Raw genomic sequence first — 14,679 nt, forward strand, 5'->3', positions numbered from 1 at the left:
GAGAAATAGATTATGACGGATGCAACTGCTGGCAAGATCCCTCACGTTCTGGTCATTATGGATGGTGTTGGTCACCGTGAAGCGACTGAAGATAATGCCTTCCTTGCAGCAAAAACACCGAATTTGGCAGCAATGACCGCAAAGCATCCAAATAGTCTAATTTCTGGTTCTGGCGAAGATGTTGGTTTACCTGATGGACAAATGGGTAACTCTGAAGTTGGTCATATGAACCTTGGCGCAGGCCGTGTGTTATATCAAGACTTTACCCGTATTACTAAAGATATTCGTACTGGCGACTTTTTTAAACATGAAGTGTTGATCGACGCTGTTGAAAAAGCCAAAGCTGCTAATGGTGCTGTTCATATTATGGGCTTGCTCTCAGAAGGTGGCGTCCATTCACATGAAGACCATATTGTGGCGATGTGTGAGCTTGCATTAAAACGCGGTGCAAAAGTTTATTTACATGCTTTCCTAGATGGTCGTGATACACCTCCACGTAGTGCTCAGCCATCTTTAGAAAAATTAGATGCATTATTTGCTCAATATCCAGGTCAAGGCCGTATCGCGACCATGATTGGCCGCTACTTTGCAATGGACCGCGACAACCGTTGGGATCGCGTTGAACAAGCTTATCGCTTGTTAACTGAAGGCGAAGCACTTCGTACTGCACAAACAGCAGTAGAAGGATTAGAGTTAGCTTATGCAGCCAATGAAAACGATGAGTTTATAAAAGCGACTCGTATTGGTGATATTGCTAAAGTCCAAGACGGTGATAGCGTTGTATTTATGAATTTCCGTGCTGACCGAGCTCGTGAAATTACTCGCGCATTTGTAGAAAAAGATTTTGCTGGCTTTGAACGTAAAGTTGTTCCAAATCTTTCTAAATTTGTGATGCTTACGCGTTATCAAGCTAGCATTGATGCGCCAGTTGCATATATGCCAGAAGCTCTCAAAAATTCATTGGGTGAATATTTATCTTCTCTTGGAAAAACTCAGTTACGCATTGCCGAAACTGAAAAATATGCTCATGTCACATTCTTCTTTAGTGGTGGGCGTGAAGATGAATATCCAGGTGAGAAACGTATTTTAATTCCATCTCCAAACGTTGCGACATATGATCTTAAGCCTGAAATGAGTGCTTATGAAGTAACTGATGAATTGGTTAAAGCTATTAATTCTGGTGAATACGATTTATTGGTTGTGAACTATGCCAATGGTGATATGGTAGGCCATACAGGTATTTTTGATGCGGCAGTTAAAGCAGTTGAAGCGGTTGATACTTGTTTAGGTCGTGTCTATGAGGCAGTTATGGCGAAAAAAGGCCATATGTTGATTACTGCTGACCATGGTAACGTTGAACAGATGCAAGACTACGAGAGTGGTCAAGTTCATACTCAACATACAACGGAACTTGTACCGTTTATCTATGTTGGCCCAACACAAGCAACAATTGCAGAAGGTGGTGTGCTTGCCGATGTAGCACCAACGATTCTCAATTTAATGCAGATTCCTGTTCCTGCCGAAATGCAAGGACGTAACCTGATTACATTATCTGCATAAACCAAAGGTGATTGGATGCTGCAACACATTAAATATAAAAAACTTATTGTAAGTATGTTGCTGTGTTGCAGCCAATTTGCTTTTGCGGCGCCAGTTGTAAAAGAGAAATTGTCACCTTTGCATTCTGATTCAGAAGAACCAGAACATAGCTATGCAGAGGTGCCGATCGAATCGATTCAACAGTTTGTACAAATTTATGGAATCGTTCGAGATAACTATGTCGATGTGAAGTCTGACGATGCCTTATTTCAACAAGCCATTAAAGGGTTAGTGAGTGGGCTAGATCGTTATTCACGTTATTTGTCGGCAGAAGAATATCGTCAACTCATTCAATATACCGAAGGTGACCTTGCCTCGGTTGATTTTGCGTTAAGCCCTGAATTACATCTCCATAAATGGATAATTCGTGATCTTAAAACAGGTTCAGACTCATATAAATTAGGCTTGAGAAATGGTCAGACGATTCTCAAGATTGATAATCAAGACTTAAAAAACTTAAATCAAGATCAGGTGCTCGGACTGCTTTATGGTTCTATCGGAAGTACGCTTCAAGTACAAGCAGAAGAGTTAAGTGGAAACATTAACTTAGTTCGTAATAAAAAAATAGAAACCGATATCGAACCTGTAATGCTACATAATCAGGTTTTAGTGCTAAAAATTAGAGTATTCCAGCAAGACACTGCTAATGAAATTAAACGGTTAATTGAAGAAAATAGTTCACCGCGTTTAAAAGCCGTTTTAATCGATTTACGAAATAATCCGGGTGGATTGTTATCAGCAGCAGTTGAGTCAGCAGATTTATTTTTAAATAATGGAATTATTGTTTCAACCAAAAGCCGCTCGGAAGGTAACCAGCAATTTCAGGCTTTGCCCGGCAATGAATTTCAGAATATCAAATTAGGTATATTAATTAATCATCGCTCTGCATCGGCAGCCGAAGTTTTTACTGCGGCCATGAAAGAACACCAGCGTGCATGGGTCATGGGTGAAAAAAGTTATGGAAAAGGCGTAGTGCAAAAGCTATTTCCTTTGCCAAGTGGTGCGGCACTACAAATGACGGTCTCACACTATTACACGCCAAATGGCAATATGATTGAAGGGCAAGGTATTCAGCCTAATCAGACCTATCCTATGCCCCCAGAAATGAAAGAAGACGTCTATTTAGATCGCGTTGCAGATTTATTTCTAAAGAAAAAGTAGTTTTATACTTCTTCTCCCAATTCGGTATCTAAGCCAAACTTTTTCAGTCGATAGCGTAAAGAACGAAAGGTCATTCCTAGTTTTTTAGCTGCTAATGTTCGGTTCCAATGTGTCATGTCCAATGCGTTCAATAGAAGATCTTTTTCAATATTTTCTAAGTAGCGTTCTAAACCTTCCATTGGTAGTTTTGGTCGAGTTTGGGCAATCGCAGTTGAGGTGTCATTCAATGGTTGGGTGGTGATTTGAGAGTTAACACTACTGCCTCTGAGAAGAGGTGCTAGGTGTGTTAAATCAATAAATTCATCATCACTTAAGGTAATAGCTCGTTCAATCATATTTCTTAATTCACGAACATTACCTGGGAAATCTTGCTGCAATAAATAAGTTTCACCAGTTGTAGTTAATTGTTTGCTTGGAATTTCCCATTCCAAACAAACTTTTTGAATAAAATGATTGGCCAATAACAAAATATCGCCACCGCGCTCACGTAGTGGCGGCAACATGATATCCATCACATGAATACGGAAAAATAAGTCCTGACGGAATTTACCTTGTCGGACTAACAAATCTAAATCTTGGTGGCTGGCACTGATTACTCGAAAATCAACATCAATTTCCTGATCTGAACCTACTGGACGAATTTTTTTCTCTTGCACGGCCCGAAGCAATTTAACTTGCATACTTAATGGCAATTCGGCAATTTCATCTAAAAATAAACTACCGCCGTGTGCCGATAAAATAAGACCTTGTTTATCTTGAGTCGCTCCAGTAAAGCTCCCTTTTTTATGCCCAAAAAGTTCACTTTCCATGAGCTCGCTTGGGATGGCTCCACAGTTAATCGCAATAAAGGGGCCTTCGCTGCGATTACTCAAGCGGTGAATAAGATTAGCAACAACCTCTTTACCTGTACCAGACTCGCCTGTAACAAACACAGGAGCTTGAGAGCGGGCTATTTTTTTAATAGCTGTTCGTAAGTTTTGTATTGGGGGAGAACGACCAATTAATAGGTCATTTTCCAAAGTTGTTTCACCAAACTCATGCTCTGGTTTTGGCTGATTTAGCGCCTTTTTTAATAACTGATCTAAATGAATTTGGTTAATAGGTTTACTTACAAAGTCAAAAGCTCCTGCCTTTAACGCTGCAATTGCAATATCCATATTGCCGTATGCAGTTAAGACTGCAATGGGTGTGTGTGGGTAAGTTTGAGATACGTGTTTAACCAATTCTAAACCGCTACCATCGGGTAGGTTTAAATCGGTTAAGCATGCATCGTAATGAAACTGAGTAAAGAGTTGTTTGGCCTGTTCAACCCGATAAGCAAGATGTGTTTTAATCCCCATTCGTGCAAGAGTCATTTGCATTAAAAGGCACAAATCTTCTTCATCGTCTACAAGCAAAACCAGTGGTTGCTGTTCTGCCATTTCCCCAAAAACCTAATAAAAAAATCAATATATTATTGGGCATTCCATTCGGAAGCATGCCCCTTGTTTTTGCTCTACATAAGTGAGCTTCGCATGGTTTGCCTCACAAAAACTATGAGACAAATATAATCCTAAACCAGTTCCATTAATTTCGGTACTAAAAAATGGTTTAAATAATTGAGATATATCACGTTTTGAAACCCCTTCGCCGTAATCGATCACATCAATATAAATTTTATTTGTTTGTGAGTGAATGTTGATCAGAACATAGGGTGAATCGGGTGCATTATGTCGCAAAGCATTTCTGACAAGATTAATGAGTACCTGCCTAAGTTGTTTTTCGTCAAATAATAATTTTAAGGATGAATCGGAAATTTTAAGCTGTATAGAATGTTTAACATCTAAAAGATCTTCGTCTAATAACGTCTTTATGAAATTGTTTAATTCAATCTGGATTGGGTAAGTTCTTTCGCTGCTGGCCAGTCCTAATGTGTCTTGAACAATACTATCGATGCGCTTTGTTTGCTTACCAATCATACGACGTAAAGTATTTTGCTGTTCTAAATCACTATCTTTAAGTAATTCATTTGCCTGAACAATGGCTGCTAGGGGATTACGGATTTCATGTGCAATGCTGGCTGAAAGTTGCCCTAAAGCAGCAAGTTTGAGTTGTTGAGCTTGCTGATTAATTTGCTGTGCATCTTGTAAGATGAGTAGTGTCAATGCTTGTTGCGGCACCACAAGATGTTGCACTTTAATATTAATAGAATACGCCGACAGCCGAGACTCAAAAATAAATCGATCGCCTTCTTGCAGGTTATCAAACTTAAGAATTTCAAATAAATCGGGGTGCCATTTCGCTAAAGGATATTTTTCACTAGCAAATTGAGGAGGAATCCCTAACAGAGAGCAGGCAGCCGGATTACTTAAAACAATGTCATAGTTTTCATCTAAAACCAAATAGCCTTCTTCAATTTGTTCCAAAATATAGCGGTTAATATTTTGTAGTTGATAGAGTTCTATGGATTGGTGGAAAGTCAGTGCTTCAAGTAGTTTAAAGCGCTGTACCGCAATTTGCCCAATGCCATGCACCACAAAAAATAAGAAGGCTAATAAGGCACTATTACCAATCGTATTTAGATTATTGTAGTCAAACAAACTACCAACAAAACGTTGGTAAATAACGGCAATGACAGCAAGTAATGTAATGAGTAAAGACATTCTTGCGCTGAGTAAAATTGCCGAGGTAAATATAGCAATAACATACAGCAAGCTGAGTTGTAGATTTGGTTCACCTACAGAAAATGTAAGTAAGCTCAGGCAGATAACATCAACTACAAAAAATAAAATAAGCTGTTTGGTTGCCTGAGTTGCAACAAACTTAAAACACAAAAGCTGAAGAAGGCTTAATATGGAATAGCCGAGCAGGGTATAAGAATATAAAGCGGGTTGTTGTAGACTATTGTCGATTTGAGCATCGGTTAAAACCAAAATAATATTGAGGCTAACCGCAATAATAAGACGATATAAACCATACCACGTGCCCAAACGAAAAATCGTATGGGACAAGGATGAGTTTAAGGGAAATTGCATATAAGTTTAATTATGGCTTGATCAAACCATAACGGATTGCAAGGTGAGTGAGTTTAACGTCGCTATCGATAGCGAGTTTTTCAAAAATACGGTAGCGGTAAGTATTAACCGTTTTTACACTTACAAAAAGTTTGTCCGCAATTTCCTGAGCGCTAATACAATTTACAACCATCATTGCAACTTGCATTTCTCGTTCGGATAAAGCGTCAAAAGGCGATTGTTGCGTGTCAGATAGATAGGAACTCGCCAACTGCTCAGCAATATCGGCACTGAAGTATTTGCCGCCTTGCATGACTTTGTTGATTGCCCGAACCATTTCGGTAATTGGAGCACCTTTAGTGATATAACCTTTAGCCCCTGCTTTAAGCAGAAGAGAAGGGTACGGTTCTTCTGATAAACCACTTACAGCAATAACTTTTGTGTCTGGTGCGGTTTGTAGTAAACGACGTGTCGTTTCTACACCCCCGATGCCTGGCATGTTGACATCAAGCAACACAACTTGAGGATGTTTCTGACGAACAATAGCAATTGCTTCTTCACCCGATTCGGCTTGTCCAATGACCTCTACATCGGCATGATCTTCTAACATACGGCAAATGCCTGTACGTACAAGTTCATGGTCATCCACAACTAAAACTGTAATCAAGAAGACCTCCTTTCTTTCAAAAAACAAGTTTTTTGTTACATAAAGCAAAATTAGCTTGCAATGGAATGACAAAATTAGCAATCCTATTCTTATATAGTGAGCGAATAGTTGTGCACAATTGTGTCGGTAAAAGCGTTATACCTTATACCTCAAATGTAAGGCATAATTATAGTAAGCGCAAATGTGTATCACCCTGAGTCGAGTATTGTGCCGTGAAAAATTCTAAAAAGTCTTTAATACATGTGCTAAGCATGTCTATTTTGCTTAGTTTGAGTTCAACAAGCTTTGCAGAACTCGTCAATAACCCGTCCTCAGGGAGTACTGGGACTGCAAATTTAAATTGGTCTTCAGCTGATGTTAGTCAACTGTTGAATGATGAAGATGATGAGCCGACTATTCAAGGATCAACATCTGTAACTACAACTTTACGTGGTAGTAATGCACCTAAAGTTATAGCATCTGCTCCTAAGCTTGCTCCAATTCGTGATACGAGTGGTTACAATGCTCAGCCGAGCGTAAGTGCTCGAGCTGCGTTAGTGATGGATGCGCAAACGGGTGAAGTGCTGTTTAGTAAAAACACCAATGCTTCTGTGCCAATTGCGTCTATTACCAAGTTGATGACAGCAGTGGTAACGGCAGATGCTCGTTTGAACATGTCAGAAGAAATTATGCTTGAGCAAATTGATTTTGCTGGGGCAAACGGTAAAAATTCAAGTTCAACACTTCGTGTTGGCGACAAAATGAACCGTGCAGAAGTATTGTTGTTTGCTTTGATGAAGTCTGAAAATCCCGCAGCGGCAGCTTTAGCGCGTACTTATCCGGGTGGTCGTCCTGCATTCGTAGCGGCAATGAACGCTAAAGCACGTGCTTTAGGTATGAATGCAACTCATTATTATGAGTCAACTGGTTTAGATCCACGCAATGTATCTTCTGCGCGTGACTTAGGGATTTTAGCGAGTACAGCTTCTCAATATGGTTTGATTCGCCAATTCTCAACTACACCGACCTATGACTTTAACTTGGGTTATCGTGTGTTGAAATCTAACAATACGAATGCTCTAGTGCGTAATGGTGGTTGGAATATTAACTTGTCTAAAACAGGTTATATCAATGAAGCAGGTCGCTGTGTTGTCATGCATACGACTGTAAACTCGCGTCCAGCAGTGATTGTATTGCTTGGCGAGCCAAGTACGCAGGCACGTAATAACGATGCAACTAACCTATTAGGTTGGTTAAGTAATTTACCAAAACGTATTTAATTTAAATATTCTAAAAACGCTTCTATCAAGAAGCGTTTTTTATGGCTATAAAAATGACATAAAAAAACGGCTGTGTTGAACAGCCGTTTTTTGAAAACTCAGATTTTACATATTAGATAAAATCGAATCTTTTACTTGGCTCATTGTCGCATCAATTGACAACATCACTGCATCAGCACATTGTTTGATTGCAGTGTCAGGATCTTTCAAGCCATTACCAGTTACTGTACATACAATTACAGAACCTTCAGCAATCTTACCTGCTTTAATATCGCGAATCGCACCGCCAATAGAAGCAGCAGATGCTGGCTCAACAAATACGCCTTCATACATAGAAAGTAAGCGTTGAGCTTCTAAAATTTCGCTGTCTTGAAGTTCATCGAACCAGCCTTTAGAGTCACGTACTACAGCTTTTGCATGGTTCCAGCTTTGTGGATTACCAATACGGATTGCAGTTGCAACTGTTTCAGGGCTTTCAACTGGAGCACCACGTAAGAATGGAGCTGCGCCAGAAGCTTGGTAACCAACCATTGTTGGTAAACCTTCAGGTTTTGGACCAGTGAATTGATCAGTAGCTGCATCATAAATCACTTGTTCAAACTGATCAGCAGGTTGGTTTGCTACAGCTTCGGTATAACCCATCCAGTGAGCAGTGATGTTACCTGCATTACCAACAGGTAAGCAGTGATAATCAGGTGCGCGGCCTAAAGCTTCAACGATTTCATAAGCAATGGTTTTTTGACCTTGCAAACGGTAAGGGTTGATTGAGTTTACAATTGTTACAGGTGCTTGATCAGCAACTTCTTTTACAAGACGCATACCATCATCGAAGTTACCACGAATTTGCATAGTGATTGCACCATACATCATCGCTTGCGCCATTTTACCCATTGCAATTTTGCCTTCTGGAATCAAAACAAATGCTTTGATACCTGCGCGTGCAGCATAAGCAGCAGCAGCAGCAGAAGTGTTACCCGTAGATGCACAGATAATCGCTTTAGAGCCTTCTTCAACCGCTTTGGTTACAGCCATGGTCATACCACGGTCTTTAAATGAACCAGTTGGGTTTAAACCCTCATATTTCACATAAATTTCAACATCTTTGCCAATAATACGTGGAATATTCTCAAGTTTAATGAGTGGGGTGTTGCCTTCACCCAAAGAGATAGCACGAGTAGTTGCCGAAACTGGCAAACGGTCACGATAACGATCTACAAGACCAGTATAACGATTGGCATTAGACATGATGGTGTTCCAATTAGAGGTGAAGCGGGAGAGGGAATCTTTCCCTCAACCTGATTAACTATCGAGCGATTCTAAACGAATTCTTACGATTTCGCCACGAATAGCAGGTAATGCTTGGATTTGTGCAAGAGCCTCATCCATTTTAGATTCAACGATTGGATCGGTCAGAATCACGATTGGAATAAGGTCTTTTAAACGGGATTGTTGCATGATGGCATCAATACTAATTCCAGCGCGGCTTAAGATGGTAGTAACATCTGCAAGTACGCCAGTTTGATCTTCTGCATTTAAGCGGATGTAATAACCAGTGGTCATTTCTTCACGGCTTAAAATTGGCACATTTGTTAATGCTTCAAAAGCCAACTGAGGAATTGTTCCTGCACCGTCTTCGGTATAAGAGATGTCACGAACAATATCAATTACATCGGCAACAACAGCAGAAGCTGTTGGACCAGCACCAGCACCAGCACCGTAATAGAGTGTTGGGCCTACAGCATGTGCTTGAACTAAAACAGCATTTTTAACGCCGTTTACATTTGCAATAAGCTGTTCATCTGGAATAAGTGTTGGGTGAACACGTAGTTCAATACCCTTTTCAGCGCGACGTGCAATTCCTAGGTGTTTAATGCGGAAACCAAGTTCTTCTGCATATTTCACATCTTGTGCAGTGATTTTACTGATACCTTCGGTATAGACCTTATCAAACTGAAGAGGAATACCAAAAGCACAAGATGCTAAAATTGTAAGCTTGTGCGCAGCATCAATACCTTCAACGTCAAAAGTTGGATCTGCTTCTGCATAACCAAGTTCTTGAGCTTCTTTTAATACATCATCAAATGCACGACCTTTTTCACGCATTTCAGTCAGAATAAAGTTGCCTGTACCATTAATGATGCCTGCCAACCATTCAATATGGTTTGCAGCAAGGCCTTCACGGATGACTTTAATAATTGGAATACCGCCAGCAACTGCTGCTTCATAAGCAATTTGTACAGCATTATCTTCAGCTGCTTTAAATAATTCATTGCCATGTTCAGCGAGTAACGCTTTATTTGCAGTCACGACTTGTTTGCCGTGTTTGATCGCTTCCATGATAACTTCGTAAGCAGGGTGGATCCCACCCATAACTTCTACAACTACATCAACGTCTGGTTGACGAACGATGTCAAGTAAATCGGCGCTTTGTTTAATCCCTTCCAATTCTAGATCTGGACGAGGACGACGTGTTCCAACGTGGGTAATTTGAATTTCTCGACCGGTGCGACGTTTAATTTCAGCGGCATTTTCTTGTAGTAGTTTAAGGGCTCCTCCACCTACGGTTCCTAGACCGAGTATTGCCAGGCGAACTGGTTTCACGTCACACTCCATTCATCATTTAATCATTTAGTTGAAGCTAGATCATAGCTAAAAAAAACGCCAGACTCTAGCGCTTTTAGTGCCTGTTCAATGAATTAGAGTGCGATGTTTGGAAAAGAAGAGTAGATCAGTCTTTAAACACAGATAGTTAAAGCATTATTTATTGAAAAAACAAAGCGCTGCAATGAGAGCAGCGCTTTTTGTAAGAGATAGATGATTAATCATTCATCAACTTTAAGTAGATTATTTATCAAGACGTTTAATTAATTCATCTGGTGTTAGATATCCACCTAAGTACTCGCCATCAACACTATAAATAGCAGGTGTACCATTTACACCCATGTTTAAGCCAAGTTGATATTGTTCACGAACAGGGTTTTTACACTGAGCAGGCGGAATATTGACACCTTGTACTGCTTGGCTAAAGGCAGCCTTACGATCTGCACTACACCATACAGCTTCCATGGTCGGCATAAATTGCTCACCACGTGGCCAAGCGATATAGCGTACTTCAATACCCTTTTCATTAATTTCAGGAATGTGCTCATGTAGTTTATGGCAATAAGGACAACTTGCATCGGTAAACACATAAATCACATGTTTAGCCTTACCTTTTGCAGGATAGACAATGAGATCTTCATTTTTTAACGCAGCAAGATGCTTTTTATTTTCTGAAGCTTGAAGATTATCTCCAATATTATGAAGCTCTTTGCCTCCTAATCGGATTACATCACCCTGAATTAAATATTTTCCATCACTGGTGGTATAAATCGATGTCATTCCTTCGAGATTTACCCAATACAAATTAGGAACTTCTGTCGGCTTGATATCTAAAATTTTGGCGTTGATATTTGCATTCTTAAATTGTTTCTGCAAAGTTTCGATCAAACGCTGTTTATCATTACGTTCGATAATGGTTGAAGCTTCCCCAGTAGCAGGTGCAGTCGCTGTGAGCGCATCTTCTTTTTGTGGTTTGTTTTCTTTAGAACAAGCACTGAACAAAAGGCTAGATGCCAGAGCGCAGGCAAGAAAAATTTGAGAGCGGGTAAAAGACATAGATAACCCTTATTTCATCAGTATTTATAGTCAGAAGCTGCTAAGCATAACAAAAAATCTAATGTGTATTGTTAAAACTTTCTTAACCTTTGTGAACGAAATCAAACGATTGATATGAAATATTTACTTTGAGCTTCACAGCTTTATCATCCTCTAGGGTGATGTTTTTCATGTAATTGTTGCATTCGTACTTGTGCAACATGCGTATAGATTTGTGTTGTAGATAAATCGCTATGCCCCAGTAACATTTGCACTACACGTAAGTCAGCGCCGTGATTGAGCAAGTGTGTCGCAAAGGCGTGACGTAAGGTGTGAGGTGAAAGTTCAGCTTGAATATTGGCTTGAAGCGCGTAGCGTTTAATAGCATACCAAAAGTTCTGCCGACTCATAATTCCGCCATGTTGGGTCAAAAAAAGATAGTCAGTCGAGCTTTTGTAGAGCTGAGGCCGAGCATTATGCAAATAGCGTTCTACCCATTCACAGGCAAATTGTCCTAACGGAACCAAACGTTCTTTATTGCCTTTACCTGTAACACGTAAATAGCCTTGCTTTAAATTAATGAGCTCTAATCGCAAGTTAAGTAGTTCTGAAACACGTAAACCGCAGGCGTAAAGTACTTCAAACATTGCTCGATCACGTAAGCCAAGTGCCGTATTAATGTCGGGTGCTTGAATCAGTGCTTCAACATCTTCTTCAGATAGATCTTTGGGTAAGGCTCGTCCAATTTTTGGAGAATGGTGAGTTGCTACAGGATTATCGCTTCGTAATTTCTGTTCACGTAAAAATTTGTAAAACTGGCGTAGAGCAGATAAGCAGCGGGCAATCGAGCGGGGACTTTTCCCTGCTTTTGTCAGTTCAATTAGAACATCAGCGATATCATCACTTGTCCACTGTGGAAGAGCTGTTTTTTTATGAAGTTCACTGCATTGAATGAGGTCAGATAAATAAGCATTTCGTGTATGTGGACTTACTGTCTGTGCAACTAAATAGTCTCGAAAACCTTGTAAAAAGCTTAAATGTTCAGGAATTTGAACTGGGCTTGGAATACGTGGTTTTTTATTCAACATACACTAGATCCTCTAAACCTCTGTACTTTAAAAGAAACTTTAAGGTTTGTCGATTAAACTGAATAAGAAGTGAAATTTAACCTTATTTGGTAATTATTCTCATTTATATGTATACTAGAAAAAAAGGTTTAGGATCGGATGCGGTGCGTTTATCAGCTTTAAAAGTGAAGCAAGCGGCGACCATCACCAAAGTGAATCGGATAGAAGTAGAGTCCGAGCAGCAAGATTTGGTCGCAATTCGTTTGGAAAGTCTGGGCTTTGTACCAGGCACACGAGTGGAAGTGATTACCAAGGGTATTTTTGGTGGTGATCCGATCTTGATCCAAATTGGCTTTACTCGTTTCGCTTTACGTAAAGCAGAAGCGGAAAAAATTGAAATTCTAGTAGAAGAAGGAGTACCCGCATGAGTGATGCGTTACGTATTGCCCTTGTGGGAAACCCGAACTGTGGTAAAACCTCTCTTTTCAACCATTTAACTGGAACTCGACAAAAAGTTGCAAACTATGCGGGCGTAACTGTTGAGCGTAAAGTAGGTCATTTTCAGTTACCGTCAGGTCGAGCAGTGCGTGTACTCGATTTACCGGGTACATATAGTCTAAATGCAACTAGTCCTGATGAAGTTATTACCCGTGACGTTTGTTTGGGTAAGATTGCAGAAGAAGGGCAGCAAGATGCATTTTTGTGCGTGGTTGATGCCACTAACTTAAAATTGCATTTAGGACTAGTACTCGAAATGATCGGGCTAGGCCGTCCGATTTTACTTGTACTGAATATGATGGATGAAGCGCGTCGTCGTGGCATCCAAATTAATACTCAAAAGTTATCTCAACGTTTGGGTGTGCCCGTTGTTGAAACAGTTGCTGTTCGTAATGCGGGTATTGAAAATTTATTACATGCCCTTGATCAAGAAAAATACAGTGTGCCACAAACCGAATTGAGTGGTTTAACTGGAACTCATCATCAAAAAATCGATATGATTTTTAAAGATGTTGTTCATTATGTTGAGCAGGGTGATAAGCGTACTGATTTTCTAGATCGAATTTTCTTGCATCCAGTTTTAGGCCTACTTAGCCTTGCGCTCATGATGTTTATTGTGTTCCAAGCAGTTTTTGCGTGGGCAGCCCCATTCATGGATGGCATTGAAGGTTTCTTCGGTTGGTTGGGTGAAGTAATCGGAAGTGTGATTACACAGCCCCTACTACATAGTTTGGTCGTTGATGGAATTATCGCGGGTGCTGGTGGCGTAGTGGTGTTCTTGCCACAAATTCTGATCTTGTTCTTCTTCATTTTAGTATTAGAAGAATCTGGCTATTTACCGCGTGCAGCATTTTTACTTGATAAATTAATGTTTCAAGCTGGTTTAAGTGGGCGAGCTTTCATTCCTTTACTTTCAAGCTTTGCTTGTGCAGTACCGGGAATCATGGCAACGCGTAGTATTAGTGACCCTCGTGATCGCTTTACAACCATTATGGTTGCGCCATTAATGACTTGTTCGGCACGTTTACCAGTATATGCCTTGCTGATTGCTGCATTTATTCCAGAGAAAATGGTCTGGGGTATTTTCAACCTACAAGGTCTGGTGCTATTCGGTCTGTATATGGCTGGTATTGTAAGTGCGCTTTGTGTTTCATTTTTAATGAAATTCTTCCAAAAAGATAAGTCTCAACATGCTTTATTGCTAGAGCTGCCGAGTTATCGTTTCCCTGATTTAAAAAGTGTGGGAATCGGTTTGCTGGACCGTGCAAAGATCTTCTTAAAACGCGTCGGTGGAATCATTTTTGCGCTCTCTATTTTGCTATGGTTTTTGTGTACTTTCCCCCAACCACCAGAAGGGGCGACATTACCTGCTATAGATTATAGTTTTGCCGGTATGCTCGGGCACCTTATTCAACCTTTATTTGCTCCAATTGGATTTAACTGGCAAATCTGTATTGCTTTGATTCCAGCTATGGCAGCGCGTGAAGTTGTGGTTGCAGCATTAGGTACGGTTTACGCTTTGTCTGCAACGAGTGACGATGCTGTAGCTCAAGGTTTGTCACATCTGATTAGTGCAGATGGTACAGGTTGGTCTTTGGCAACAGGATTGTCGCTTTTAGTGTGGTTCATTTATGCCCCACATTGTTTGGCTACGTTGGCAACAGTACGACGTGAAACAGGTTCATGGAAACATGTTGCTGCCATGACTGCATATCTGTTCGGTTTGGCTTATTTGGCATCGTTTGTTACCTATCAAATTGCTTCCCACTATTGGGGTTAAGGCAAGAAAGGAGGTTGTA

12 protein-coding genes are annotated in these 14,679 nt (G+C 40.3%); 5 read left to right on the plus strand and 7 right to left on the minus strand.

Annotated elements, in window-relative coordinates; genetic code table 11:
- Positions 1 to 12 precede the first annotated feature (12 nt).
- Positions 13 to 1,560: a 2,3-bisphosphoglycerate-independent phosphoglycerate mutase gene (gene gpmI / locus F886_RS03710; RefSeq protein ID WP_005301627.1), complete on the plus strand. Its 1,548-nt coding sequence runs from the start codon at positions 13 to 15 to the stop codon at positions 1,558 to 1,560.
- A gap of 15 nt (positions 1,561 to 1,575) precedes the next feature.
- Complete coding sequence (locus tag F886_RS03715) at positions 1,576 to 2,760, plus strand: S41 family peptidase (RefSeq protein WP_005301631.1); 1,185 nt, start codon at positions 1,576 to 1,578, stop codon at positions 2,758 to 2,760.
- A gap of 2 nt (positions 2,761 to 2,762) precedes the next feature.
- Here the strand turns inward: F886_RS03715 and F886_RS03720 are convergent, their stop codons facing one another.
- From F886_RS03720 to F886_RS03730, 3 genes are read right to left on the minus strand one after another with little or no spacing between them, the layout of a single operon-like run.
- On the minus strand, positions 2,763 to 4,181 hold the full coding sequence (locus F886_RS03720) for a sigma-54-dependent transcriptional regulator (RefSeq protein WP_005301635.1): 1,419 nt from the start codon (positions 4,179 to 4,181) through the stop codon (positions 2,763 to 2,765).
- A 24-nt stretch (positions 4,182 to 4,205) separates the two neighbouring features.
- On the minus strand, positions 4,206 to 5,774 hold the full coding sequence (locus F886_RS03725) for a sensor histidine kinase (RefSeq protein WP_005301638.1): 1,569 nt from the start codon (positions 5,772 to 5,774) through the stop codon (positions 4,206 to 4,208).
- A gap of 10 nt (positions 5,775 to 5,784) precedes the next feature.
- Positions 5,785 to 6,420 (minus strand): response regulator transcription factor GacA, encoded by a 636-nt coding sequence (locus F886_RS03730; RefSeq protein ID WP_003654436.1) that lies wholly within the window; start codon positions 6,418 to 6,420, stop codon positions 5,785 to 5,787.
- Positions 6,421 to 6,632: 212 nt separating this feature from the next.
- Between F886_RS03730 and pbpG the strand changes: the two genes are divergently transcribed.
- The gene (gene pbpG, locus F886_RS03735) at positions 6,633 to 7,679 is read left to right on the plus strand and encodes a D-alanyl-D-alanine endopeptidase PBP7/8 (protein WP_147306163.1); all 1,047 of its coding nucleotides are present in this window, start codon (positions 6,633 to 6,635) and stop codon (positions 7,677 to 7,679) included.
- 105 nt (positions 7,680 to 7,784) lie between these two features.
- Here pbpG and thrC read toward each other — a convergent pair whose 3' ends face one another.
- From thrC to xerD, 4 genes are all read right to left on the minus strand, one after another.
- The gene (gene thrC, locus F886_RS03740) at positions 7,785 to 8,924 is read right to left on the minus strand and encodes a threonine synthase (protein WP_004795157.1); all 1,140 of its coding nucleotides are present in this window, start codon (positions 8,922 to 8,924) and stop codon (positions 7,785 to 7,787) included.
- A gap of 54 nt (positions 8,925 to 8,978) precedes the next feature.
- Complete coding sequence (locus tag F886_RS03745) at positions 8,979 to 10,280, minus strand: homoserine dehydrogenase (RefSeq protein WP_005301642.1); 1,302 nt, start codon at positions 10,278 to 10,280, stop codon at positions 8,979 to 8,981.
- Between the two features lie 243 nt (positions 10,281 to 10,523).
- Complete coding sequence (locus tag F886_RS03750) at positions 10,524 to 11,336, minus strand: DsbC family protein (protein WP_005301646.1); 813 nt, start codon at positions 11,334 to 11,336, stop codon at positions 10,524 to 10,526.
- A 146-nt stretch (positions 11,337 to 11,482) separates the two neighbouring features.
- Positions 11,483 to 12,403: a site-specific tyrosine recombinase XerD gene (xerD, locus tag F886_RS03755; protein ID WP_005301648.1), complete on the minus strand. Its 921-nt coding sequence runs from the start codon at positions 12,401 to 12,403 to the stop codon at positions 11,483 to 11,485.
- A gap of 143 nt (positions 12,404 to 12,546) precedes the next feature.
- Between xerD and F886_RS03760 the strand changes: the two genes are divergently transcribed.
- Both F886_RS03760 and feoB read left to right on the plus strand, forming a co-directional pair.
- Positions 12,547 to 12,810 carry a FeoA family protein gene (locus F886_RS03760; RefSeq protein WP_013199126.1) on the plus strand — a complete coding sequence of 88 codons (264 nt, stop codon included), beginning with the start codon at positions 12,547 to 12,549 and terminating at the stop codon, positions 12,808 to 12,810.
- On the plus strand, positions 12,807 to 14,660 hold the full coding sequence (gene feoB, locus F886_RS03765; RefSeq protein WP_005301651.1) for a ferrous iron transporter B: 1,854 nt from the start codon (positions 12,807 to 12,809) through the stop codon (positions 14,658 to 14,660). Before F886_RS03760 ends, feoB begins: the two co-directional genes overlap by 4 nt.
- Positions 14,661 to 14,679 lie beyond the last annotated feature (19 nt).

The sequence above is a fragment of the Acinetobacter sp. NIPH 542 genome, from assembly GCF_000369825.1.
Lineage (GTDB): Bacteria > Pseudomonadota > Gammaproteobacteria > Pseudomonadales > Moraxellaceae > Acinetobacter > Acinetobacter oleivorans.